Below are 23,775 nucleotides of genomic sequence, written 5' to 3' on the forward strand. Positions count from 1 at the left end.
GCCTTCGAGGTGGGCGCTTTAGTTCATATATGAGGGAGAAGCTTTCGTAGGCGTCCAGCCAACTCACCTTTCACTCACAGCTACATGGCGCTAGCAGTAATGTCCGATACACTCCTGTGACAGCATTTCTTACAGAACCCAGGTTGTGCGTCCGATTAGCTATTTACATGTGGGGTTTTGATGTGGCGGAAAGTTGATCGTGTCGTCATTTTAAGTCTAATGCTTACAAGCTGCTTTCTACCCGTATCCGCAGAGCCGGCGCCTCCCGATCCTGGTCAGGCGATTGGCCGTTCGTTGTCAATTATTCGTTCAGCAACACCAGAGCAGCCGCAGGTCCTGAAAATTCTTTTTTACGGGCAGTCGATCAGTACGCCGAAATGGACCGACCAGGCTATTGCGACGTTGCGAGCCAAATATCCCGACGTGGCCTTCGATTACCGCAACCTCGCACTGGGGGGGTGGGGCGCCGTTCTCTTGGAGCAGGCGGTTGCTCGCGATGTGGAGGAAGTCTATCCCGATCTGATCGTTTTCCACGCTTACGGCGATCACCGGGCCTACGAACGAATCATACGGACCCTTCGCTCAAAGACGGCGGCTGACATCATCATTCAAACCGACCACGTCGTAAATCCGCTTGAACCCGTGTGTGACGCTGGCTTCCATCTTCAATGGTCGCCGCCCGAGGGCTGTGTGGGCCATTTCTGGTTCAAGCAAAGGAACTGGGAGGAGTTCATGTCGGGTGTCTGGGAACCCGCCCTGGCGGCGAAATATGACCTTGCACTGGAACCGCGCCGACAGCGCTGGAATAGCTATTTGCAGGAACATAATCTTCAAATAGCCGATCTTCTCGCCGATCCCCCGCACCCCAACGCCGAGGGGTGGACCCTCATGGCTAACCTGTTCACCTCTTGGGTCGAGGAACTCGGGGATCGTTTTCAAAATAATGGCTGGAGCACTTCCGGCCAGGTTCGGAGTTTTAATCCGCCGGTCCCTGGCGAAAAGACCCGTTATGAGTTTTATGGGAACCGCGCCGAGCTCATTGCCGCGGGGCCCCTGGACGGAAAAGTGAGTCTCACAATCGACGGAAAGGACCCGCGCGATCTGGACGGCTGCTGGCAGACCAGCCGCGTGACGCGTTTGACGAATGTTCCGGATTGGCCGGCCCTGACAAAAGTCGACGTCCGCCTGTCTTATCGAGAAGCGGATATCTGGACGCTTCGGGTACGGAATCTCGACAGTTCGCAAGAAAATTTCGACTTTGACGTCCAAAGCGCTCGTACAGGGGAAGAGGGAAGCGGCTCGGGCAAGGATGTTTTCACGTCGCGCTCGGGAAACGTCACCATACAGCCGGGCGCCTGGAACCTTTCCTATGCCAAGGCAATCTCCGGGAAAGGACTCGAGGAGGAACAAAGCTTTCAATGGGAGCGACGCTTCGTCTGCGCAGACGAGCTGCCGACTGCCCTGGCAAATGGCTCGGTGCAGCAGCGTCATGTACTGGCAACCGGCCTTCCCAATACACATCACGTTATCGAGTTAACGGTTCCTTCTGATACGCCAGCGATTTCGGAATTGCGCGCTTATCGGCCACCGCTTGTTGACTGAAAATCACGCCGCTCGGACGAGAAGCGTCCGTGCATACAGCTTCCGATGCAGCCGGTGGTCATAACGAATGCAGATGACTGGGGCGAAGCAAACAGGTGGTCATGTGGATTGCAACTTCGCAGTTGTCCCCGAAATGGCACCTTGGGCAGATACGTCGGTATTCCTCAGTCTCAGCTAAGTATTGCCTTGTATCTTTTCTTTCGCGCAAGTTCAGCATCGCTTGTCCCGATCAAAAAACCGGGGGACAACGCATGGTTCCATGACGAAGTGATGCGATGAGTAAAAGGCTATGCGTTTTTATACTCAAACTTCAATTCAATGATCGTGTGAACTCGGCTCCAGGAGCGACTCCTGCTAAATAGAGTTTTTATTTTGGTTTAACTGTTTTTTGACCTTTCGCTGTGCAACCTGCGCCCGCCCGTCATTGCGGTACTGCTGCGGGTTGTCTCCCTACATGACTCATGGCTGTTTATTCAGCGTGATACCCAAATACCCTTATCTGATCAGGAACGTGTTTTCTTAATGAGTACCCATATCAATCTGAACAAGCTGCCGGAAATAACCCTGGCTTTCTGGGTTATGAAAATCTGTGCCACCACCCTCGGCGAAACCGCCGGTGATCTGCTGTCCATGACCCTGAATGTGGGCTACGCCATGAGTTCGCTGATCCTGATTAGCGCCTTTGTGGTGACGCTTGGCTTGCAGCTGTTTTCCAGGCGTCATAATCCGGTGCTGTACTGGATCGTGATTCTTTCCACCAGTACCGCGGGTACGACAATGTCGGACTTTATGGACCGCACCCTCGGCTTGGGCTATGCCTCGGGCTCGCTGATTCTCATCAGCCTGCTGATCACGATTTTTGCCGTCTGGCGCCTGGGCGAAAAAAGCCTGTCAGTGGACAGCATCCACACCACCAAGGGTGAGCTGTTCTACTGGACGGCCATTCTGATTTCCAACACCTTGGGTACGGCGCTGGGTGACTATCTGGCGGATGACTCGGGCCTGGGCTTTGCCGGTGGTGCACTGTTGATCGGCTCGGCGATTATCGCCGTCGTGCTGGCGAAGTTTTACACCCGTATTTCCGGCGTGCTGTTGTTCTGGGTGGCATTTGTTCTCACCCGGCCCTTCGGTGCAACCCTTGGCGACTTCCTGACCAAGCCCCATGAAAAAGGTGGTCTGGACTTTGGCACCGTAGGATCCTCGTTGGTACTTGCCGCGGTCTTGGTAGTCCTGGTGGCCTTCGCCGCAAAAGCCCGCCAAGTGGAAGAAGTGTACGGTTAACGCCTGATAGGCGTAGGCCGTTACCGGTGTGAGGTGATAGCGATAGCTGGACCTTGGCAGTTGACCAGAAAGCCCGCATACGCGGGCTTTCTGCTTTCCAGGTTACATGGCTGCGGGCGTGCCAGGACGATTACGTTGCAGAAGAAAATCCGCTGCGAGGACCGAGCGCAACGTCGAGTTGAAGTGACTGACGGGGCGTTTGGTGCCTCAGCGCCCGCTGATGAAAGGCTTATCTGACCTGCGGATTTCCAGCATCCAAGGCAAAAGTATGTGCGGCCGCCTCTATCCGTTCTTCGAGTTGGGCAATGTAGGCTTTGGCGTCCTCCAGGCTGGGGAATGAAACAGCCGTCTCGCCAAGCCAGACTTTGCAGGCGCTTCCTTGCTCATTGGTCTCAATAGTGATTTTCATTTGCAAACCCTTTGCTGTCGAAGTGGCGGAGGTTAGCGCACTTTTTAGATGATTCAAAATGTATCGAAGGCTCTATATCGGGCGTTTCAAGGTGATTTGATACGGGCCGGTTCGTTGAGCTCTTGAACGTTCTGGAAGGGGCAAACTAATACGGCTGCTCAATCCGATATCTCTACCGTGACTGCAACGCACACGGATGGGCGGGCATTGAAAGACTGAATGAGTGCATGCCTCTAAAATGACTCAGTGCGTGAACTGCACTTTTCGCTCTTTCGATATGTGGTCGGTGAAGGCACAATGCGTGTCCTTTTTTGGCAGGCCCCGCCGGAGGCTCTGAAAATGATCAAAACACCCTATTACCTCATCGATAAGCAGAAGCTTCTGGTCAACATGCAGAAGATCGCCTACGTGCGCGAACAGTCCGGAGCCAAGGCCTTGCTGGCGCTCAAGTGCTTCGCGACCTGGTCAGTGTTCGACTTGATGCAGCAATACATGGACGGCACCACGTCGTCTTCGCTGTACGAGCTCAAACTCGGTCGGCAGAAGTTCGAAGGCGAGACCCATGCCTACAGCGTGGCCTGGGCCGACGACGAGATCGAGGAGATGCTCGAGAACTGCGACAAGATCATCTTCAATTCCATCAGCCAGCTGCAACGTTTTGCCAAGCGTTCAGAAGGCAAAATCCGCGGCCTGCGGGTCAACCCGCAAGTAAGCAGCTCCGATTATCTGCTGGCCGACCCGGCGCGCCCGTTCAGCCGTCTGGGCGAGTGGGACCCGGTGAAGATCGAAGGTGTCATCGACCAGATCTCCGGTTTCATGTTCCACAACAACTGCGAGAACAGCGACTTCGGCCTGTTCGACCAAATGCTGTGCACCATCGAAGAGCGCTTCGGCGAGCTGCTGCACAAGGTCGACTGGGTCAGTCTGGGCGGCGGCATTCACTTCACCGGTGAAGGCTATGCGCTGGACGCGTTCTGCGCGCGGCTCAAGGCGTTCTCGCAAAAGTACGGCGTGCAGGTCTACCTGGAGCCGGGCGAAGCGGCGATCACCAACAGCGCCTCGCTGGAAGTGACCGTGCTCGACACCCTCTACAACGGCAAGCACCTGGCGGTGGTGGACAGCTCCATCGAAGCCCATCTGCTTGACCTGCTGATTTATCGCCTCAACGCCAAGCTGGCGCCGAGCGAGGGTGATCACACCTACATGGTGTGCGGCAAGTCGTGCCTGGCCGGGGACATCTTCGGCGAGTACCAATTTGATCGTCCGCTGGCCATCGGCGATCGACTGTCGTTCATCGACACTGCGGGTTACACCATGGTCAAGAAGAACTGGTTCAACGGCCTGAAAATGCCATCCATCGTTGTGAAACAACTCGACGGTACAGTCGAAGTGGTTCGCGAATTTGGTTATGAAGACTACCTGTCCAGCCTTTCGTAAATCGGACAGATAAAGGAGAGATAACGCAATTGAAAAAGAACGTTCTTATCATTGGTGCAGGAGGTGTCGCCAAGGTGGTGGCCCACAAGTGCGCGCAGCACAACGACGAACTCGGTCGTATTGCCATCGCGTCGCGCAACATCTCCAAATGCCAGGCCATCATCGACAGCATCAAGGCAAAGGGCAGCCTCAAACAGCCTGCTGACATCAAGGCTTTCGCGCTGAACGCCCTGGATGTCGAAGCGACCAAGTCGCTGATCCGCGAAACCGGATCGCAAATCGTCATCAACGTCGGTTCCGCGTTCCTCAACATGTCGGTGCTGCGTGCCTGCATCGATACCGGCGTGGCCTACCTGGACACCGCCATTCACGAAGAGCCGGGCAAGGTCTGCGAGACGCCGCCCTGGTATGGCAACTACGAGTGGAACCACCTCGAAGAGTGCAATCAGAAGAACATCACCGCCATTCTGGGTGTGGGTTTCGACCCGGGTGTGGTCAACGCATACGCCGCGCTGGCGCAACAACAGTATTTCGACCGCATTGATTCGATCGACATTCTCGACGTCAATGCCGGTTCCCACGGCAAGTATTTCGCCACCAATTTCGACCCGGAAATCAATTTCCGCGAATTCACCGGACAGGTCTGGAGCTGGCAGAACAGCCAGTGGACCAGCAACACCATGTTCGAAGTCAAACGCACCGACGACCTGCCGGTCGTAGGGGCGCAGAACCTGTACCTGACCGGCCACGATGAAGTGCACTCGCTGTCGAAAAACCTCGACGTGCCCAACGTGCGTTTCTGGATGAGTTTCGGCGAGCACTACATCAATGTGTTCACCGTGCTCAGGAACCTCGGCCTGCTCTCGGAGCAACCGGTCAAGACCGCCGAAGGCCTGGAAGTTGTGCCGCTCAAAGTGGTCAAGGCCGTGCTGCCTGACCCGAGCTCGCTGGCACCCGGCTACACCGGCAAGACCTGCATCGGCGATCTGGTCAAGGGCACCAAGGATGGACAACCGCGCGAGGTGTTCATCTACAACGTGGCCGATCATGAAGACGCCTTTGCGGAAACCGACAGCCAGGGCATTTCCTATACGGCTGGCGTGCCGCCGGTGGCCGCAGCGCTGCTGGTCGCCCGAGGCGAGTGGGACGTGCAACGTATGGTCAACGTCGAGGAGCTGTCGGCTGAGCCGTTCCTCACGGCACTGGACATGATGGGCCTCCCGACCCGCATCAAGGACGAGAATGGAGACCGTCCCTGGAACGCCTGAAGTTCACTTAGCCTGTGAGCCTCATTGCCCGCTCCAAAAAAAAGCCGCTCACTGAGCGGCTTTTTTCGTTTTTTGTCCCGCCCCGAATAAGGTTTACACCTTCTGACTTCTTTTCAGGAAGGTGCAATAGATCCTGGCACGAAGCGCAGTCAGCGAAATTACACGCTGGCTTTTAAATTGTCGGTCGTCGACCAGGTCGAGGCAGACAACAGCGGTCTTTCCACAGTGGCCCAGGCGGCAGGCATGGGAACCGTGACCGAAGAAATGAACTGGGGGAAATATCCACGGACACAATCCCAGTCCTTTACAAAGCAGTCGCACGCGCGGCTTGTTCGAACCGTTCGCACAAGAAATCCAGCAATGCCCGTACCCGTGGCGCCAGGTAGCGGCTGCGGGGGTAGAGCGCGTACACGGGGGCTTCGTCCGATTGCCATTGCGGCAGCACCAGACTCAAGCGTCCCGCCGCCAGGTCCGCGCTCACGTCCCAGATTGATTTGAGGACGATGCCGTGGCCGTCGATCGCCCATTGGCGGGCCAACGCGCCGTCGTTGGTCTCGCGCGCAGCTTCCAGAGGCACCTTGAACAGCATCACTTCCTCGCCACGGTGCAGGCGCCATTCGCTGGACCAGCCCGACTGGCCGGCGACAATGTGATCGAACTCGGCCAACTGCTGAGGATGCTCAGGCGTGCCCTTGCGTTGCAGATAGCTCGGCGCGGCGCACAGGATGCGGCGATTGGTGGCCAGGGGGCGGGCGATCAATGAGCTGTCCGGCGGCACGCCAAAGCGGATCACCAGGTCGACATCGTCCGCGATCAGGTGCGACAGCGAGTCGGACAGCAGCAGCGCCGGCACGACCTGGGGATAGCGGGCGGTGAATTCATCGAGCCAGGGATTCAGCACATGTCGGCCGAAATCCGAGGTGGCGGACACCCGGATCTTGCCGCGGATTTCCTTTTTCTCCGCCGACAGCGCCGCTCGCGCATCGTCCAGCGCCTGCAACGCCTGGCGGCAATGTTGCAGGTAAATCCGCCCCTCATCGGTCAGCCGCAGCTGGCGGGTAGTGCGCTCGAACAGGCGAGTGGCCAGCGAAGCTTCGAGCTTGAGCAAACGGGCGCTGGCGGCCGCTGGCGACAGCCCCAGCTTGCGCCCCGCAGCTGAGAGCCCGCCCAGTTGGGCCGCTTCGACAAACAGGCGGATGGCTTCGAGGTTGTCCATCATTGTTCCAGTATTTTTGAAAAACCATCAAAGACTAGCCTAATTATCAAATCTGATCAGTAGTCGCAGACTGAGTCCATCCACTTCATTTGGCTCAGGAACGCTCACCATGACGACCCCTTCAACGTTGTTTGAACCCATCGCCTTCGCCGGCCTCAATGCCCCTCACCGGGTCGTGATGGCACCCATGACCCGGGCGCGCAGCAGCCAGCCCGGTGACATCCCCAATAGCCTCAACGCGCAGTACTACGCCCAGCGTGCATCGGCGGCCTTGATCGTGACCGAGGCGGCGCAGATATCCCCGCAGGGCAAGGGTTATTCCTTTACCCCCGGCATCCACACCGAAGCGCAGGTGCAAGGCTGGCAGGGCGTGACCGAGGCGGTGCATGCCGAGGGCGGTCGCATCTTCCTGCAGCTGTGGCACGTGGGGCGCTTGTCCCATCCGGACTTCCATCAGGGCGCACTGCCAGTGGCGCCGTCCGCCGAACCCTTTGAAGGACAGATCTGGAAAGTCGATCCGGTCACGGGGGAGGGCGGCATGTTCGATAGCCCGACGCCTCGCGCGCTGACCAAGGCTGAGATCGCACAGATCGTCGACGACTTTCGTCAGGCCGCGCGCCGGGCGATACGGGCCGGTTTCGATGGCGTGGAGATCCATGGCGCCAATGGCTATCTGGTGGATCAGTTCCTGCGCACCACGTCCAATACGCGGACCGATGAATACGGTGGCTCGCGCAGCAACCGCCTGCGTTTTCTCAAGGAAGTGGTCGACGCGGTCAGCGATGAAGTCGGGGCCGAACGCACGGCGATCCGCCTGGCCCCCTTTCTGACCGCCCGTGGCATGGCTTGCCCGGACATCCTCCCGACCATACTCGAAGCGGCCGAGTACCTGCAGGCCAAAGGCATCGGCTATCTGCATCTGGTCGAAGCGGACTGGGACGATGCACCGGTGTTCACCGAGTCGTTTCGTCAGGCGATTCGCCAGCGTTTCACTCGCCCGATCATCGTCGCCGGCAACTACGACCTGGCTCGCGCCGAGTGGGTCATCGGCAAGGGCTACGCAGACCTCGTGGCGTTCGGCAGACCCTTTGTGGCCAATCCGGATTTGCCCCTGCGTCTGGCGCAGGACCTGCCTTTGGCCCCGCTTGATCCCGCCACGCTGTTCGGCGGCACGGCCAAGGGCTACAGCGATTACCCCGCCATCACCACGGAAGAAACCCCATGCGCTTGCTGATCACTGGCCTGTTGGCCGCCGCTGTCACTGCTTCGGTTCTGGGCCAACAGGCAGCCGCCGCAGAACCCACGCTGATCACCCCCGAGGTGCTGATTGCCGATCCCGGCGCCAAACCTGAACAGGTCCAGGCGCAGACCCTCGCGGCACGGCGTTACGCCACGTTCTGGTCGTCCGGCGATCCGGCGCTGGCCCGCCAGGCACTGGCGCCCGACTTCATGGATCGCGCCTTGCCGCCGGGACGGGCACAGGGCATCGCCGGGCCGCTGGCGGCGTCTACCGCGTTCCATGCGGCGGTGCCCGACCTGAACTGCGAAGTCCGGCAGATGATCGTCAGCGGCGATCGGGTGGTGTCGTTCCTGCGCTTCACCGGGCACTTCACCGGCACGTTCAACGGCGTGAAAGGCCAGGGTCAGGCGGTGAATTTCATTGCCACCGACATCTACCGCATCGCCGACGGCAGGATCGCCGAAAACTGGCACCTGGAGGACAACCTGACGTTCCTGCAGCAGATAGGCGTTATCGCTCCATGACATAGGTGCCGGGTGCAGGGCAGAGGGGCGGGTACTTGCGCGAGCCGAGCTTCTTCGGCGCCGGCCGGCTGTCGCCCGAGCGCTGCCCGATCCATTCGCGCCAGTGCGGCCACCAGCTGCCTGACTGACGCTCCCCGGCGTTCTGCAGCCAGGTTTCCGGGGTCTCGGCGGCGGCAGGCGCGGCGTAGTAGAACGACTTGGGGTTGCCCGGCGGGTTCACCAGGCTTTGCAGGTGGCCGGCGTTGGACAGCACGTAGATTGTGTCCTCGCCAAACAGCCGGGCAGTGCCGTAGCAACCCTGCCAGGGGGTGATGTGATCGGTGGTACCGCCCACCACGTAGGCGCCCACCTGCACCTGGGTCATGTCGATCGACTCGCCGGCAATCTCCAGGGTGCCGGGATTGCTGTAAGGGTTCTGCTGGATCAGGTCGAGGTAGTCCGCGTGCAGTTGGGCGGGCAGGCGCGTGGTGTCGTTGTTCCAGGCGAGGATGTCGAAGGCCGGTGGCTTATTGCCCAGCAAGTAGTTGTTGACCCAGTAGTTCCAGATCAGGTCGTTGGGCCGCATCCAGGCGAACATGCGGGCCATGCCCTGGCCGCTCAGCACGCCCTTGCGCCGGGAGCTGGCTTTGGCCGCGCGCAGGGCGGACGGGGTGGTGAACAGCCCCAGGGTGGTGTCATCCAGCGCCGAGGGCATGTCGAGCACGCACACCGCCCAGCTGGTATTGGCCACCTTGTGGCCTTCGCCACGGGCCGCCAGCCAGCCCAGATAGGCCGCCAGCGTGATGCCGCCCGAGCAGGAGCCCCACATGTTCACATCCGGGCTACCGGTGATCCTGCGCGCCACGTCCACCGCCTGGTCGAGGCACAGCGCGTAATCGGACAAGCCCCAGTCACGGTGCTCACGGGTGGGATTGCGCCAGCTGATGATGAAGAGGTTCACACCGCTGTCCTGGATCCACTGGATCAGGCTTTTCTCCGGGGACAGGTCGATGGCGTAGTACTTGTTGATTTGCGGCGGCGACATCACCAGGGGCCGGGCGTAGATATTTGCGGTGGTGGGCGCGAACTGCAACAGCTCGAACATCTCGTTGCGAAACACCACGGCGCCCTTGGCCGTGGCAATGTTTTCCCCCACCTTGAACGGCGTACTGTCCACCTGTCTCGGGAGCCCGCGGTTGGTCAGCATATCCTCGCCGAACTGGCGGATGCCCCTGGCCAGGCTCATGCCTCCAGTGTCCACCAGCTTGCGCAGCGCCACCGGATTGGTCAGCGGCGAGTTGCTCGGTGCCACTGCATCGGCCAGGAGCGTTGCCACGAACCGGGCCTGGCTCTTTTCCAGCGGGGCCAGGTCGGTGGATTCGATGAAACGGGTCAGCTCACTTTGACCGGCCAGGTAGCTCTGCAGCAGTGCGCGCAGGAAGGCGTTGGATTGCCAGGCCGGATCGGCGAAGCGCTTGTCCTTCGGGTCCGGCGCGATGCTGGAATTGCCGCCGACGATGCCGCGCAGTTCCTTCAGGTAGCCACCCAGATGCGCGCCAGCCTTGAGCGGCGAATTGGCCACGGCCTTGAGCAGGTAACCAGCCGAGCCGGCCAGATCCGCCGCGCGTACGCTGACCAGCGGATTGCCTGCCAGGGTCTGGTTGGCAGCTGTGCCGATCAGTTCTTGTTGCCGGGTGTCGTCCGGGAGATCGCTATCCTTGCGCGCGTGACGCTTTCGGCCGGTCGCCGGAGGGCGCTGGGAGGGGGTAGCGGTCTCGCTCGTTCGGGTGGATCTGCTCATGGCGGCCCTCGTGTCAGGTCTTGTTGTTTTGCACCGACTCTAGGGGGCAACGGGGGTGGTCATTTCGCATCGCACGACAGCGAATTTTCATTTCATGACAAGGGCGATCGCGGGGTGCGCAGAAACCACTCAAGTGTGATTCCACGGTAGTCGATCAGACGCGGACAGCGGCGGACTCAATCCACTCGCCAAGGAGTAGGTCTTGATAAAGGCGTAGTGACGGAAGTTTGTCAGGGCTGAATCCAGAGCCATTGGACCACACCGCATATCCGGTTAGTCTTGCCAGCACCACAGTGCTGAAACTCAACGGGAACTCACTCGGGTGATCAAACCAATAGTGCTACTGCGTCGCCGTTTCACCTCCATACGCTGGCGCACACGGGTGACGCTCTGGGCTGCCGCCACCCTGGCGGGGCTACTCGTCGTGATGTTTGCCCGGCTGGCCGACCTGGCACTGACGCAGTTTGCGCAACAGACCGCCGAACGACCTTGGTTGCCATTTATTTATACGCCCTTGGTCGGCATGTTGGTGGTGTGGTTGACCACCCGCTTTTTTGTCGGCTCCCAAGGCAGTGGCATTCCCCAGGTGATCGCCGCTACGCGCTTGGCGCACCAAGGCAAACCCTTGGACAAACTGGTGTCGCTTCGGATTGCCTTCGCCAAGATAGGCCTTGGCACGCTAGCGCTGACCGGTGGTTTTTCCGCTGGGCGCGAAGGTCCGTCGGTGCAGGTCGCGGCTTCGATCATGCATTTTTTCCACCGTTACCTGCCCAACGCGCGAATCATCCGCAGCGAGGACCTCATTCTGGCCGGAGGGGCCGCAGGCATCGCGGCAGCATTCAATACGCCGTTGGCCGGTGTGGCCTTTGCCGTAGAGGAGCTGGGGCGCAAGCTGGAAACCCGTACAAGCGGGGTCTTGCTCAGCACGATTATCCTGTCGGGGATGGTGGCTATCGCTTTGCAAGGTAACTACAACTACTTCGGTCACTTCGATATTCACGAGATTGGTCTGGATATCATCGTCCCGGTGGTGTTGACCGGGATTGGTTGCGGGCTGTTGGGCGGATTGTTCAGCCGGATGTTGTTATGGCCCCAGCGCCATCATCGATTCGTTCTCTGGGAATGGCGTCGCGTGCATCCCGTCTGGTTCGCCGGCGCGTGTGGAATGATCGTGGCGATATTGGGCTGGTGGAGTGGCGGCATGTCATTTGGCAGTGGATACGGAATCACGTCCCAGATCATCGTGTCCGATGTCGGCTTGCCATGGCATGCACCGATCACCCGTTTTCTCGCGACAGTAGTGACGTACTTCTCCGGTATCCCAGGCGGCATTTTTGCCCCGTCCCTGGCCGTGGGTGCTGCCGTGGGTGCTAACGTCGCGGACTTCTTTGGCCTGGCGACGCAGCCGATCATTGCATTGTGCATGGTCGGTTTTCTGGCCGCGGTCACACAGTCCCCGATCACCTCGGCCATCATCGTGATGGAGATGATCGACAGTCACGGGATGGTCATCAGCCTCATGGCGGTGGCATTGATAGCCAAAGCGGTCAGCGCACGAATGGGGCCCGAGCTGTATCAGCAACTGGCTCGCGGATTTCTGCACTCGTCGGACAATGACGTAATCGCTCGAAAGACTAGCCAATAGGGTGTTCTGGCGGATCCGGGGAAGCGATTTGCGACGAATCAATCCCTGACTCAACGTATATCGGCCCAAGCGGGATCGCTGGAATCATGCGCCACGCTTCAGGGCCCTGGCGCACATTCGGGAGAAGAGGGGGCGATCCAAGTCATACCGTCGCCAATCATCACGCCCCCTGAAAGGCTTCGTTGGAAACCTTTTTTGATAGCGCTGAAGGGTGCACGTGTCAGTAAGACGCGTGCACGGTTTTCCCTTACGGTTCTAACACGGCATTCGGGCGACCAGCGTCATATTCGTCGCAGATCAACGCCTTGGCCGGCAGTGCCCAGGGCAAGATGAGGCCTTAGTTAACCATCACCTCGTCCAGTGCCTGCTCGAGGGTGCTGACCGTGCGTTCGATATTGTGCAGCTTTTCGAGTCCGAACAGACCGATGCGGAAGGTCTGGAAGTCGGCCGGCTCGTCGCATTGCAACGGCACTCCGGCGGCGATCTGCAGGCCGTGGTTGGCAAATTTCTTGCCGCTCTTGATGTCGGCATCATCGGTGTAGCTCACCACGACGCCTGGGGCCTGAAAGCCGGCTGCGGCCACGCTTTTGATGCCTTTACCAGTCAACATGGCGCGCACCCGATCGCCCAGCGCCTGTTGTTCGCCGCGGACCTTGTCGAAACCGTAGGCTTGCGTCTCTTTCATCACTTCGTTGAACCGCGCGAGGGAATCGCTGGGCATGGTCGCATGGTAGGCATGTCCGCCCTGTTCGTAGGCCTGCATGATCTGAAGCCACTTTTTCAGGTCGCAGGCGAAGCTGCTGCTCTGCGTCTGCTCGATGCGCTCGAGGGCCAAAGCACTGAACATCACCAGGGCGCAGCAAGGGGAGGCGCTCCAGCCTTTCTGCGGTGCGCTGATCAGCAGGTCGACTGCGCATTTGTGCATATCAACCCAAATCGTGCCTGAGGCGATGCAGTCCAGCACGAACAGGCCACCCACCGCATGCACGGCGTCGCCGACGGCTCGCAGGTAGTCGTCGGGCAGCATGATCCCTGATGAGGTTTCAACGTGGGGGGCGAAGACAATCTGCGGCTTCTGCGCCTCAATGGCTGCGAGCACTTCGTCCAGGGGGGGAGGGGCGTAGGCAGCCTGGCGACCCGTGTCGACCGGTCGGGCTTTCAGCACCGTGGTGGCTGCCGGGATGTTGCCCATCTCAAGGATCTGGCTCCAGCGATAACTGAACCAGCCATTGCGTATCACCAGGCATTGCTGGTCGGTGGCAAACTGTCGCGCCACCGCTTCCATGCCGAACGTGCCGCTGCCCGGGACCACCGCAACAGCCTGGGCGTTGTAGACCTGTTTCAGGGTCCTGGAAATGTTCTTCATCACGCCTTGAAATGACTGCGACATGTGGTTGAGCGAGCGGTCGGTGTAGACCACTGAGTACTCGACCAGCCCCTCGGGATCGATACTGGGATATAGCTTTGACATGGAGTAACTCCTTTGGCAGAAATCTCAGTGGTATTGACCCTGCCCCAAGCCTTGGCAAATGACAAGATTGCTCGTGATTGAATGGCGACTTCTGTCGAGCGGTTGGCATCATCCGTTAAGAAGGGTGGCAGCCGAACCGAAGCTGGCGGTCAGCATTGGCTGAAATTAGCCGATTAGGGTCTGCTGCGAACGCTCCTGGCCAATTGCTACCCGCCATCCATCCCTCACCGGTTCATCATCTCGCCATGATGCATATCGCCCTCCATCGCGTCCTTGCCATGGTCGGAAAGCTGGGCGTCAAACCACTGGTGAAGCGCCGCTATCAAGGCTGGATTCGAGGTCTTGAAGAGCAATTGGGCGCCGCCTTCGATGTCTGTGTACTCGATCGCAATCTGTCCAGGCTTGGCGGCTTTCAGGTCAGCCAGGCCAGGCATGTCCTGGCCATGGATGTGCGCCGGGCCTGAAAAGTCTCCCTTGAGAAAACGCTCGTGAATTGCCTGGAGATGCTGGCGAATCAACTGGACTTGGGCAGCATCTCCGGGCGGCTTGGCGACCACTTGCTGAATGCCGCCTTCAGCGGTCTTGGTGAAGACATGGGTTGTCGCTGCGAGGCTGAACGGCATGACATCCTGGCCGCGACCCGCCACCTCGGCTTGCCGTTGTGCGTCGACGTCCGAATGCTCCACGGGCTGAGCGTGAAGGTTTGCGGCAAGCGCCCAGAGCACTGTTGAGGCGATGGCGGTTTTTAGCATGGTCTTTCTCCAACAGGGGCAGGGCGTCTAGCGATGCCGGCGCTTCAGTCCAGCTGTCACGCTCGCAACAGCGGGACTTGGGTGTCGGCGACCATCAGCGACTTTTTGATCAGCCACGCAAAGGGCTCGATGAGACCCATGCACACCCACTTACCGGATCAATCCCTCACTCAGCGTATCGGCCCAGGCGGCACTGCTGGAATCATGCGCCACCCTTCGGGGCACTGGCGCACATTCGGGTAGTAGCCTCGGGCGGAATCGCAGTAGTACCAATTGGCGGCGGGAGGAGGGGCGGTTGGCGCTGAAGCCGTAGTCCCGGGAGGTGGGGCAACCATCACTGGAGGTGGGCTGGCCTGGTAGTAGTACACCGGCGGGGCCGGATAGTAATAAACCGGATAGGCGGGGTAGTAATACGGGTTGAAGACGTGCGCGGCTTCCCAGCCCAGGCCCAAACCAATGCCCAGACCCCACCATCCGGCATCCCCGCCGTGACCGCCATGTCCACCGCCATGGGCCTCGGCATTGGTCGGCAAGGCGAGACTGGTCGCCAGCAGGATGATGCCTGCCAACACACATCGGCCGATCAGGCTTGATTTGTTCATTTGAGTTCATCTCGACACCAAGGGGTCGATTTGAGCATAGGAGCCGACAGGGTGGAGAATCTGATCCATATCAGTAAACGGATAGACGGGCGAACAAGGGGATGGATGGTCAATCGCGACCGCATATCGGGGGCCTACGGTTACGCTAGAATCCGCCGGCTTGTGCAGCCTCGGGGCTGCTCGGTAATTTGATTCGCGTCACTGCCTATCAGTGATCGGGTCTAGTGCGAGTGCTGAAGGCTCCACGTTTTCGGAGACCGAATACGATAAAGCCTTCACCCAATCCCCCGGCCACCGATCCGACCGCTCCTGAAACATCGAGTCCTGCCTGACTGAAAATCCAGCTCGCCCCTTACAACCCCCCGCAAGTCGACTTGACTTGCTGAGGGTGTATAGAGCCATGGGCCTGGATGCACTGTGATGAGCACTCAGACAATCTGTTCAAGACTCTTAAGCTTGTATCCGTTCTTGCCGGGAGATGGGCCTAACGGTAGCGGGAGGCAGGTGTACCTGTTTGGGTCGCCGCGAAAAGTGCACCGCGAGCAGTGTCGTAGGTGCTCCACAGGGACGCGTCTTCGACGGACGGGAAGGTGATGGCCTCGCCTTTATCCAGGCCCGCCAGTGCAGCATCCACGCAATCCTCTGCACTCATGATGGTGTCTTGTCCAAGGGCGGACAGTGGTATGCCCGAGACGCCTTCAGTCCAGATTTCTGTAGCAGTCGATGCCGGCAGGACGACCTGGAGCCTGACGTTCGACTTGGCTTTGGCCAGCTCATCCTGAATGCCCCTGCTGAAGGCCAGCACGAAAGACTTGGTGCCACTGTAAACAGAGCTGACTTCCCAGGAGTGGACCGACAATACCGATGCTACGTTGATGATGGTCCCTTGGTTGCGCGCTTTGAAAGCCGGCAGCACTGCTTGAGTCAGCCGTGTCAGCGAAATGATGTTCAGTGCAATTTGCGACAGCGAAACCTCAACCGGCGTATCCGCCAGAGTGCTGAAACGTGCGACACCAGCATTGTTGACGAGCAGTCGTACGCTGTCATCGCTGGCAAGTACTTTTTCCACCTTGGCCACGTCGGCTTCTTTTTCCAGGTCGGCAACCAGGCTCTGGACGCTGACGCCGTGCTTTTTGGACAGTTTTTCAGCCAAGGCTGCCAAGCGATCAGCACGGCGGGCGACCAGAACAAGGTCGTAACCGCGAGCAGCCAGGCGGTCGGCGTAGACGGCGCCAATGCCAGAAGATGCGCCTGTTACAACAGCAGTTTTTTTAGACGAAGACATATTTTAACCTCTAACGTTGAGTGCTCAAGCAATTGATTGAGGGCTCAAGTTTATGTTGGGGAGGGCGGGGCTTGTCAATAGTGTTGTGCTCAACCATTATTTGGGGATGAAAAAAATCTCCAGTAAATCAACCGCAACGACTACCGCCCCAGATAACAGGGCCGAAGAAAAACTGGCCTTTGTGGACCTCGTGTGCACCAACACCGCGCTCAGGCGTGCAGCCCGACGCTTGGGGAATCTGTACGACGACGCTCTGGCGCCCTTGGGACTGAAATCAACACAGGTTTCGCTTTTGACGGAAATCACCAGGATGGCGTCCGCAAACGAGGGCCAGGCGCCCACGCTGCAGGATCTGGCGCTCAAGCTTGCAATCCAGATTTCAGCGCTTACCCACGCCCTTAAGCCTCTAGTGCGAGACGGTTTGGTTGAGCTGAGGATTGATGAGCAAGATAAGCGTGCAAAACGTGCAGTGTTGACGCCATCAGGACTCGAGCTTTTGCATGAGGCAATTGTGTATTGGGCCACCGCCAATGACCGCGTGGAGGAGGTACTCGGCCGTGATTCGGCTGCTTCACTCCGGGCCGCAGCTGATTACGTGGCTTCAGACGAATTCCTCTCGGCCTATCTTGGAGATGATCAGGCGTGAATTCCGGTGTAAGACAGGGGCGGCATTGCGCCGCCCCTGTTCAAGTGAAGGGCAGCAAACGGCCGTGAGAGCCAAGTTTTTTCTTGTGAGTAACGTCGAGGTGCCAGGCAACAGGCAGCCAGTACCGTGACAGCACAGAACAAGGCAATTACAATTTGATTAACATCCCGCGATTTGAGCGATTGACTACCCCATGGAAAGCAAGACTGCGCGCCTCACGGTGCTCATAGATCCCGTCAAGAAAAAAGCGTTCGAGGAACTCTGTGCAGCACAAGACCTGACGTCTTCGCAGGTTGTCCGGCAACTGATTCGTGACTATCTGGCCACTCACGGCGCCAGCTATACGACCAAGAGCAAGCATGCCGTCAGCACCAAGTCATGAGCCAACACTGGCCGTTAGTCTCTAGAGGGTCGATGTACCTTCTACGTGACTGACAGCTTTGGCCAGTGCGGTGTTGAAGTCGGCGTGGTAATGCTCCGGGCCAATTTCTTGCAGGATACCCACCCTGTCTAGCTTGCTGAGCACCTTCTTATTCGCTTCGCAGAGCTTTACCACGATATTGCGCTTGTGCAGCTGCTGAATGACCTCCTCCAGCACTTGCAGGCCCGTGATATCCATAAACGGTACGCGTTTCAGGCGGATAATCAGCAGGCGTGGGTCTGTATGGGTCTGTGCCAGGACACGCTCGAAAGTCTCGGCCGCGCCAAAGAACAGTGGCCCTTCAATCGTATAAATCAGTATCCCCGGCGGCAAGTGTGCATGGCCATTGGCTCTCAGCTCTACTTCAAGCTCGTGCTCGACGACCTGTTGCACCTCCACGGATGAAGCCATGCGACGCATGAACTGCAACATGGCAAGAATGACACCGATATTCACGGCGATAACCAAGTCACTGAACACTGTGAGGCTGAAGGTGATGAGCAGAATCGACACGTCTGCGCGCGGGGCTCGCTGGACCATGCGCTTGAAGTGTCTCAACTCGCTCATGTTGTACGCGACCACGAATAGAATGGCGGCCAGGGCGCACAGTGGGATGTTCGAGGCTAAAGGTGCCAGAAACAGAATAATAAGCACCAAGGTGATCGCGTGCGTAATGCCGGCCAGCGGGCTTGTGCCGCCGTTACGGATATTGGTTGCGGTGCGGGCAATGGCTCCGGTAGCGGCGAAGCCGCCAAACAGAGGCGTGACCAGATTAGCCACTCCCTGACCGATCAGCTCCTGATTGGAGTCATGCTTGGTGCCCGCCATGCCATCGGCCACCATTGCAGACAGAAGCGATTCGATTGCTCCAAGCATGGCGATAGTGAAAGCCGGACCAATCAAATCGATGACCCGAGACAGCGTGATTTCAGGCAGGCCAAACGCTGGAAGACCTTGAGGTATGCCGCCAAATGCGCTGCCAATCGTGGCTACCCCCTCGAAATGAAAGGTTGACTGTATCGCCGTAGCTACCGTCATTGCGACCAGCGGGCCAGGCACCCGTTTGAGGCCGGGTATTTTGGCCGCGGTGATTACCAGAAAAAGACTGAGTGCAGCCAGCAGGGTGGTGGCGATATGAAGATCCGGGAGCGCCTGTAGCAAATGCCAGAGCTTTTCATGGAAGTGCTCTCCACTGATCGTCGGTAAGCCGAAAAAGTCTCTCCATTGCCCGACCCAGATGATCACGCCGATGCCGGCGGTAAATCCGACGATCACTGGATCGGGGATAAACTTGATGATTGCACCAAGCCGGGCGACCCCGAGCAATAACAGCATGGCGCCCGCCATCATCGTAGCGATTTGCAGGCCGTCAACCCCATGCTTGGTCGTGACGCCCGCCAGAATCACGATGAACGCACCTGTTGGCCCAGCAATCTGTAAGCGGCTCCCCCCAAAGAGCGAAACCAGCAGGCCGCCAATGATTGCGGTGTAGATGCCTTGCTCAGGCTTGACGCCAGATGCAATGGCAAACGCCATGGCCAAGGGGAGCGCCACGATCCCGACGATCACGCCAGACACCAGATTGCGCAGCCAGTGCTTTCGACCCAACAACCCCGCCTTCCATGCCTCACCTATCGCAATCACGGCTAGCTCCTCAGTGCATGCATGTGCATAATATTAACATGCAGTGATAATTTAAATACCTTGGAACCACTGCTTCGTACGGCTGGAGATATTGCCTGTAAAGCTCGGACGGAACTGAGTGGGCATACACTGCATATAGAGAATTTTGAGAACGCGCTTAGCGTGGTGACAGACATGAATCGCAAAGATGTGAAAAGCAAGCATGCCGAAGGCGTGACCTTTGACACCCATTTGATCGCAAACCCGACCAATCCCAAGGAGTGGATCGTGTTCTTCAAAAAGGACGCCGGGAGGAGTTATTTTTTGGTTGATGACAATGAAGAGGTCGAGTCTTTCGGACATCTGGATGACTTGATTGCCGAGCTTCGAGACTTGGGCCTCAAGACCGCTGAAATCCATTTTTGACCTTTGGATGACGACTTGGCGACGCTGCCAGGTTCAAGGAGAGAATCGAGGCAACGCATGTTTACCCTCGACCTTCACGTCACCTCGATGGCCGACATCAAGGCCACGCCGCGCACACCCTGCACCCTGTTCAGCGTCGACCCCGAGGCCACGGCCGAAACCCTGACCGGGTGCTGGATCAGATCGATCCGCGTGAGTAGAGCCCCCAGGTCACGCGAGAGTCAAAACGGCAGGGGCGGCATTGCGCCGCCCCTGTTCAAGTGACGGGCCACTGCGGCACAAGCCGAAGCAACCCATCCTCTACCTGCGTTTCACTTCAGGTCGAAGCGATCCAGGTTCATCACCTTGGTCCACGCCGCCACGAAGTCATGGACGAACTTCTCTTGCGCCCCGGCGGTGGCATAGACCTCTGCCAGCGCCCGCAGCTGCGCGTTGGAACCAAATACCAGATCGACACGAGTGGCGGTCCACTTTGGCTGGCCGGTCTTGCGGTCGCGACCTTCGAACTCCTCATTGGCCTCCGAGACCGGTTTCCATTCCACCCCCATGTCCAGCAGGTGGGTGAAGAAGTCGTTGGTCAGCGCTTCCGGCCGCGTAGTGAAGACGCCGTGGGCGGTTTTTCCGACGTTGGTGTTGAGCACGCGCAGGCCACCGATCAGCGCGGTCATTTCCGGTGCAGTGAGGGTCAACAGTTGCGCCTTGTCGATCAGCAACTGCTCGGCCGGTACGCGGTAGCGGGTCTTGAGGAAGTTACGGAAACCGTCGGCAATCGGTTCGAGGAAGCCGAACGACTCGACATCGGTCTGTTCCTGGCTGGCGTCCATGCGCCCTGGCCTGAAAGGCACCGTGACGTTGTGCCCGGCGGTTCGCGCGGCTTGTTCGACACCGGCACCGCCGGCCAGCACGATCAGGTCGGCCAGCGACACTTTCTTGCCACCTGTGTTGAACTCCTTCTGGATGCTTTCGAGTTTCGCCAGCACCTTCGCCAGTTGTTCCGGCTGATTGGCCTGCCAGGACTTCTGTGGCTCCAGGCGCAGGCGCCCGCCGTTGGCACCGCCGCGTTTGTCGGAGCCGCGGAAGGTAGAAGCCGCCGCCCAGGCCGTGGAGACCAGCTCTGACACGGTCAAGCCCGAGGCCAGCACCTTGCTCTTGAGCGCGGCGATGTCGCCGTCGTTGATCAGTTCATGGTCGAGCGCAGGGATCGGGTCTTGCCAGAGCAGCTCTTCGTCCGGCATTTCCGGGCCGAGGTAGCGCGAAAGCGGCCCCATGTCGCGGTGGATCAGCTTGTACCAGGCGCGGGCGAAGGCGTCGGCCAACTGGTCGGGATTGGCCAGGAAGCGACGGGCAATGGGTTCGTAGATCGGATCGAAGCGCAGGGCCAGGTCCGAGGTGAGCATGGTCGGATCACGCCGCTTGGACGGGTCATGGGCATCGGGAATGATGCCGGCGCCCGCGCCGTTTTTCGGTTTCCACTGGTGCGCGCCAGCGGGACTCTTGGTCAGTTCCCACTCGAAGCCGAACAGGTTCTCCAGATAGTTGTTGCTCCATTTCGTCGGGGTGGTGGTCCAGGTGACTTCCAGGCCGCTGGTGATGGTGTCGGCCCCTTTGCCGGTGCCGAAGCTGTTTTTCCAGCCCAGGCCCTGTTGCTCCAGGCCGGCCGCTTCGGGCTCGGGCCCGACGTTGTCGGCAGGGCCGGCGCCGTGGGTTTTGCCGAAGGCGTGGCCGCCCGCGATCAGCGCCACGGTTTCTTCGTCATTCATGGCCATGCGGCCAAAGGTTTCACGGATGTCCAGCGCTGAAGCGACCGGGTCCGGTTGGCCTTCCGGGCCTTCCGGGTTGACGTAGATCAGGCCCATTTGCACGGCGGCGAGGGGATTCTCCAGATGACGCCCGTCCTCGGTACGGCTGGCTTCGTTTTTTCCCGGTTCTGCGACGAGTGGCACATCGCCGGGTGCTTGCACCGGCTTGTTGTCATCTTTGCCGTAGCGCGTGTCGCCGCCCAACCATTTGTTTTCCGAGCCCCAGTAGACGTCTTCATCCGGTTCCCAGACGTCCGCACGGCCGCCGGAAAAACCGAAGGTCTTGAAGCCCATGGATTCCAGGGCGACGTTGCCAGTCAGTACGATCAGGTCGGCCCAGGAAATATTGCGGCCATATTTTTGCTTGATCGGCCAGAGCAGCCGGCGCGCCTTGTCCAGGCTGACGTTGTCCGGCCAGCTGTTGAGTGGGGCAAAGCGCTGCTGGCCGGAGCCGGCGCCGCCTCGACCGTCACCGGTGCGGTAAGTACCGGCGGCGTGCCAGGCCATGCGAATGAACAGGGGGCCATAGTGGCCGAAGTCGGCCGGCCACCAGTCCTGCGAGTCCGTCATCAGCGCGTTCAAGTCATGTTTGAGCGCCACAAAGTCCAGGCTCTTGAAGGCCTCGGCATAGTTGAAACCCTCGCCCATGGGGTCGGACAGGGGCGAGTGCTGGTGCAGGATCCTCAGGTTCAGTTGGTTGGGCCACCAGTCGCGGTTCGTTGTGCCACCGCCGGCGGCATGATTGAACGGGCATTTCGATTCAGTTGCCATGTGTGCGCTACCCTCGGTCGTGTCCATGCCGCCATCCGGCCCGGTGTGGGCAGGAAAACGGCAAGTGAAATCAATGACTCAGGCGGCGGGCCCGGCAGGTCGATCAACGGATCGTCGGGGCTACGCGGGTATTCATGACAGCGGCAGTCGATGTGCCAACAGATCACCCACGGTACGCCTGGTCGGTTTCTGACTCATTCTTGTCTCGATACAGGTCTCCGCCGGCCAGAGTGCACCGGCAGAAGCTAATGCTAGTCGCCCGTTGGCGAGTCAGCTAATAGTCGCAGTATTGGCAGGTGATAGGCGCAATCTCTCAGCCCTTCACAGACTGTTGCAGGCGCCGCCGGGCAATGTGCCACAATAGTTGTTCGTTACGGCATCACGATCAGGCGGAATGAATGGACGGCCTTGGTTTTCGGCACGAGCAGGATCGCTACATTGCGCAGCAGGTGCAAACGGATCGATTGCATCAGCTGTTTCGCCAATCGGTTTCAGCGGTTTTCGGCAGTTTTCTGGCCGTGATCATGTTGTGCTGGCTGTGTTGGGAGCGGTTTGATCACAACGTGGTTTTCTGGTGGATAGCCCTGCTGACGGGGGCGACGTTATTACGCCTGCTGATGTTCGCAGTCTATTTTCACAGCCCGCCAGCGCAGCGCACGCCGCAGCGCTGGGAACGCAGGTACTGGCTGACGCTGATATTGTCCGCCAGCATCTGGGGCGCTGGAGCCCTGGCGGTCATGCCCAGGGACGACCTGTTGGCCCAAGTGCTGGTCATGCTGTTTACCGTCGGCATGTCGGTCAGTGCGGTGTCCTGCTACTCGGCCTACCGCTACATGACGGTGGTGTCGATTTCCCTGGTGCTGATGCCTTGCACCCTGTGGCTGCTGTTCCAGCCGTCAACCCTGCAAACCGGGGTGGCCGTGGCGGTCATGGTGTTCGCCTCATTCGTGTTCAGGGCCACCAGCAGCCTGGCCAATGCGGTGGAAACCGCCTTTCGGCTGACCCGGGAAATGGAACTGGCCCACAGCATTTCCACGCGCGCGGCGCAAACCGATGAACTCACCGGTCTGAAAAACCGGCGGGCTTTTTTCGAACACGCCCAGCATCTCTACAGCCATTGCCGAAACTACCAGTTGCCGCTTTGCGCGGTGATGCTGGACATGGATCACTTCAAACACATCAACGACACCTACGGGCATCAGATCGGTGACCAGGTCCTGCGGCAAATGGGCGTGGTGATCGGTCAATCCTTTCGCGAGAGCGACGTCCACGGTCGATTGGGCGGGGAGGAGTTCGCGGTCTTGCTGCCCAATACCTCCATCGAGACCGCCCAGGCCATTGCCGAGGACCTTATCCAGTCCATTTCCGGACTGATGACCGGCCCGGTTCACTGCATAACGGCCAGTGTTGGTGTCGCGGCCATGGCGCCCGGCGACAATGATTTGCACAGCTTGATGTGCAACGCCGATAAAGCCCTGTACCGCGCCAAGGCCCGTGGGCGCAACCAGGTCGCGGTGGCTGAGTAGCCCTTGACGGCAGTCGAAGCCGATCGGGTTTCGATTGCTGCCATTGGTCAA

At 59.2% G+C, this 23,775-nt stretch carries 21 protein-coding genes; 12 read left to right on the forward strand and 9 right to left on the reverse strand.

From position 1 onward, the window contains the following. Positions 1-180 precede the first annotated feature (180 nt). Complete coding sequence (locus F7R06_RS17360) at positions 181-1,602, forward strand: SGNH/GDSL hydrolase family protein (RefSeq protein WP_090323089.1); 1,422 nt, start codon at positions 181-183, stop codon at positions 1,600-1,602. A 540-nt stretch (positions 1,603-2,142) separates the two neighbouring features. Then, positions 2,143-2,883 (forward strand): COG4705 family protein, encoded by a 741-nt coding sequence (locus F7R06_RS17365; RefSeq protein ID WP_090327391.1) that lies wholly within the window; start codon positions 2,143-2,145, stop codon positions 2,881-2,883. Between the two features lie 229 nt (positions 2,884-3,112). Here the strand turns inward: F7R06_RS17365 and F7R06_RS17370 are convergent, their stop codons facing one another. Next, positions 3,113-3,292: a hypothetical protein gene (locus tag F7R06_RS17370; protein WP_090323087.1), complete on the reverse strand. Its 180-nt coding sequence runs from the start codon at positions 3,290-3,292 to the stop codon at positions 3,113-3,115. 339 nt (positions 3,293-3,631) lie between these two features. Here F7R06_RS17370 and F7R06_RS17375 point away from each other — a divergent pair, with 339 nt between their 5' ends. Further along, entirely contained in the window at positions 3,632-4,729 is a 1,098-nt protein-coding gene (locus tag F7R06_RS17375; RefSeq protein ID WP_090327389.1) for a carboxynorspermidine decarboxylase, read from the forward strand. Between the two features lie 29 nt (positions 4,730-4,758). Further along, on the forward strand, positions 4,759-5,997 hold the full coding sequence (locus F7R06_RS17380) for a saccharopine dehydrogenase family protein (RefSeq protein ID WP_090323086.1): 1,239 nt from the start codon (positions 4,759-4,761) through the stop codon (positions 5,995-5,997). Positions 5,998-6,301: 304 nt separating this feature from the next. Here F7R06_RS17380 and F7R06_RS17385 read toward each other — a convergent pair whose 3' ends face one another. Beyond that, entirely contained in the window at positions 6,302-7,213 is a 912-nt protein-coding gene (locus F7R06_RS17385) for a LysR family transcriptional regulator (RefSeq protein WP_090323084.1), read from the reverse strand. A gap of 109 nt (positions 7,214-7,322) precedes the next feature. Here F7R06_RS17385 and F7R06_RS17390 point away from each other — a divergent pair, with 109 nt between their 5' ends. Next, positions 7,323-8,447, forward strand: a complete 1,125-nt coding sequence (locus F7R06_RS17390) for an alkene reductase (protein ID WP_090323083.1) — start codon at positions 7,323-7,325, stop codon at positions 8,445-8,447. Next, positions 8,435-8,977 carry an ester cyclase gene (locus tag F7R06_RS17395; protein ID WP_090323081.1) on the forward strand — a complete coding sequence of 181 codons (543 nt, stop codon included), beginning with the start codon at positions 8,435-8,437 and terminating at the stop codon, positions 8,975-8,977. Before F7R06_RS17390 ends, F7R06_RS17395 begins: the two co-directional genes overlap by 13 nt. Here the strand turns inward: F7R06_RS17395 and F7R06_RS17400 are convergent. Further along, complete coding sequence (locus tag F7R06_RS17400) at positions 8,964-10,757, reverse strand: alpha/beta fold hydrolase (RefSeq protein WP_090323080.1); 1,794 nt, start codon at positions 10,755-10,757, stop codon at positions 8,964-8,966. The genes F7R06_RS17395 and F7R06_RS17400 overlap by 14 nt on opposite strands. Before the next feature lie 322 nt (positions 10,758-11,079). Between F7R06_RS17400 and F7R06_RS17405 the strand changes: the two genes are divergently transcribed. Then, positions 11,080-12,402: a chloride channel protein gene (locus F7R06_RS17405; protein ID WP_090323078.1), complete on the forward strand. Its 1,323-nt coding sequence runs from the start codon at positions 11,080-11,082 to the stop codon at positions 12,400-12,402. 337 nt (positions 12,403-12,739) lie between these two features. Here F7R06_RS17405 and F7R06_RS17410 read toward each other — a convergent pair whose 3' ends face one another. The 4 genes from F7R06_RS17410 to F7R06_RS17425 form a co-directional block, all read right to left on the reverse strand. Further along, complete coding sequence (locus tag F7R06_RS17410; protein ID WP_090323077.1) at positions 12,740-13,873, reverse strand: pyridoxal-phosphate-dependent aminotransferase family protein; 1,134 nt, start codon at positions 13,871-13,873, stop codon at positions 12,740-12,742. 224 nt (positions 13,874-14,097) lie between these two features. After that, positions 14,098-14,625, reverse strand: coding sequence for an aspartate carbamoyltransferase (locus F7R06_RS17415; RefSeq protein ID WP_090323075.1), 528 nt, complete (start codon positions 14,623-14,625; stop codon positions 14,098-14,100). A 170-nt stretch (positions 14,626-14,795) separates the two neighbouring features. Then, on the reverse strand, positions 14,796-15,227 hold the full coding sequence (locus F7R06_RS17420) for a hypothetical protein (RefSeq protein WP_162842375.1): 432 nt from the start codon (positions 15,225-15,227) through the stop codon (positions 14,796-14,798). A 484-nt stretch (positions 15,228-15,711) separates the two neighbouring features. Next, positions 15,712-16,512, reverse strand: a complete 801-nt coding sequence (locus F7R06_RS17425) for an SDR family NAD(P)-dependent oxidoreductase (RefSeq protein ID WP_090323074.1) — start codon at positions 16,510-16,512, stop codon at positions 15,712-15,714. Positions 16,513-16,618: 106 nt separating this feature from the next. Here F7R06_RS17425 and F7R06_RS17430 point away from each other — a divergent pair, with 106 nt between their 5' ends. Beyond that, the gene (locus tag F7R06_RS17430) at positions 16,619-17,158 is read left to right on the forward strand and encodes a MarR family winged helix-turn-helix transcriptional regulator (RefSeq protein ID WP_090327383.1); all 540 of its coding nucleotides are present in this window, start codon (positions 16,619-16,621) and stop codon (positions 17,156-17,158) included. 193 nt (positions 17,159-17,351) lie between these two features. After that, positions 17,352-17,540: a ribbon-helix-helix protein, CopG family gene (locus F7R06_RS17435; RefSeq protein WP_047530236.1), complete on the forward strand. Its 189-nt coding sequence runs from the start codon at positions 17,352-17,354 to the stop codon at positions 17,538-17,540. 21 nt (positions 17,541-17,561) lie between these two features. Here F7R06_RS17435 and F7R06_RS17440 read toward each other — a convergent pair whose 3' ends face one another. After that, positions 17,562-19,223 carry a SulP family inorganic anion transporter gene (locus F7R06_RS17440; RefSeq protein WP_090323072.1) on the reverse strand — a complete coding sequence of 554 codons (1,662 nt, stop codon included), beginning with the start codon at positions 19,221-19,223 and terminating at the stop codon, positions 17,562-17,564. Positions 19,224-19,397: 174 nt separating this feature from the next. On the opposite strand from F7R06_RS17440, the gene F7R06_RS17445 reads away from it, so the two are divergent. Both F7R06_RS17445 and F7R06_RS17450 read left to right on the forward strand, forming a co-directional pair. After that, positions 19,398-19,628, forward strand: coding sequence for a hypothetical protein (locus F7R06_RS17445; protein ID WP_090323070.1), 231 nt, complete (start codon positions 19,398-19,400; stop codon positions 19,626-19,628). A 57-nt stretch (positions 19,629-19,685) separates the two neighbouring features. Continuing rightward, positions 19,686-19,892: a hypothetical protein gene (locus tag F7R06_RS17450; RefSeq protein WP_090323069.1), complete on the forward strand. Its 207-nt coding sequence runs from the start codon at positions 19,686-19,688 to the stop codon at positions 19,890-19,892. A gap of 47 nt (positions 19,893-19,939) precedes the next feature. On the opposite strand, the gene katG is transcribed toward F7R06_RS17450, so the two are convergent. After that, positions 19,940-22,198: a catalase/peroxidase HPI gene (gene katG / locus F7R06_RS17455; RefSeq protein WP_090327379.1), complete on the reverse strand. Its 2,259-nt coding sequence runs from the start codon at positions 22,196-22,198 to the stop codon at positions 19,940-19,942. Positions 22,199-22,596: 398 nt separating this feature from the next. Here katG and F7R06_RS17460 point away from each other — a divergent pair, with 398 nt between their 5' ends. Beyond that, positions 22,597-23,724 (forward strand): GGDEF domain-containing protein, encoded by a 1,128-nt coding sequence (locus F7R06_RS17460; RefSeq protein WP_090323067.1) that lies wholly within the window; start codon positions 22,597-22,599, stop codon positions 23,722-23,724. Positions 23,725-23,775: the final 51 nt, after the last annotated feature.

Source organism: Pseudomonas moorei (assembly GCF_008801475.1).
GTDB classification, from domain to species: domain Bacteria; phylum Pseudomonadota; class Gammaproteobacteria; order Pseudomonadales; family Pseudomonadaceae; genus Aquipseudomonas; species Aquipseudomonas moorei.

Coding starts and splice junctions, on each gene's coding strand:
- F7R06_RS17360 (WP_090323089.1), top strand. CDS start 181: ATGTGGCGGAAAGTTGATCGTGTCGTCATTTTAAGTCTAATGCTTACA.
- F7R06_RS17370 (WP_090323087.1), bottom strand. CDS start 3,292: ATGAAAATCACTATTGAGACCAATGAGCAAGGAAGCGCCTGCAAAGTC.
- F7R06_RS17375 (WP_090327389.1), top strand. CDS start 3,632: ATGATCAAAACACCCTATTACCTCATCGATAAGCAGAAGCTTCTGGTC.
- F7R06_RS17385 (WP_090323084.1), bottom strand. CDS start 7,213: ATGGACAACCTCGAAGCCATCCGCCTGTTTGTCGAAGCGGCCCAACTG.
- F7R06_RS17390 (WP_090323083.1), top strand. CDS start 7,323: ATGACGACCCCTTCAACGTTGTTTGAACCCATCGCCTTCGCCGGCCTC.
- F7R06_RS17395 (WP_090323081.1), top strand. CDS start 8,435: ATGCGCTTGCTGATCACTGGCCTGTTGGCCGCCGCTGTCACTGCTTCG.
- F7R06_RS17400 (WP_090323080.1), bottom strand. CDS start 10,757: ATGAGCAGATCCACCCGAACGAGCGAGACCGCTACCCCCTCCCAGCGC.
- F7R06_RS17410 (WP_090323077.1), bottom strand. CDS start 13,873: ATGTCAAAGCTATATCCCAGTATCGATCCCGAGGGGCTGGTCGAGTAC.
- F7R06_RS17415 (WP_090323075.1), bottom strand. CDS start 14,625: ATGCTAAAAACCGCCATCGCCTCAACAGTGCTCTGGGCGCTTGCCGCA.
- F7R06_RS17420 (WP_162842375.1), bottom strand. CDS start 15,227: ATGAACAAATCAAGCCTGATCGGCCGATGTGTGTTGGCAGGCATCATC.
- F7R06_RS17425 (WP_090323074.1), bottom strand. CDS start 16,512: ATGTCTTCGTCTAAAAAAACTGCTGTTGTAACAGGCGCATCTTCTGGC.
- F7R06_RS17430 (WP_090327383.1), top strand. CDS start 16,619: ATGAAAAAAATCTCCAGTAAATCAACCGCAACGACTACCGCCCCAGAT.
- F7R06_RS17435 (WP_047530236.1), top strand. CDS start 17,352: ATGGAAAGCAAGACTGCGCGCCTCACGGTGCTCATAGATCCCGTCAAG.
- F7R06_RS17445 (WP_090323070.1), top strand. CDS start 19,398: ATGAATCGCAAAGATGTGAAAAGCAAGCATGCCGAAGGCGTGACCTTT.
- F7R06_RS17450 (WP_090323069.1), top strand. CDS start 19,686: ATGTTTACCCTCGACCTTCACGTCACCTCGATGGCCGACATCAAGGCC.
- katG (WP_090327379.1), bottom strand. CDS start 22,198: ATGGCAACTGAATCGAAATGCCCGTTCAATCATGCCGCCGGCGGTGGC.
- F7R06_RS17460 (WP_090323067.1), top strand. CDS start 22,597: ATGGACGGCCTTGGTTTTCGGCACGAGCAGGATCGCTACATTGCGCAG.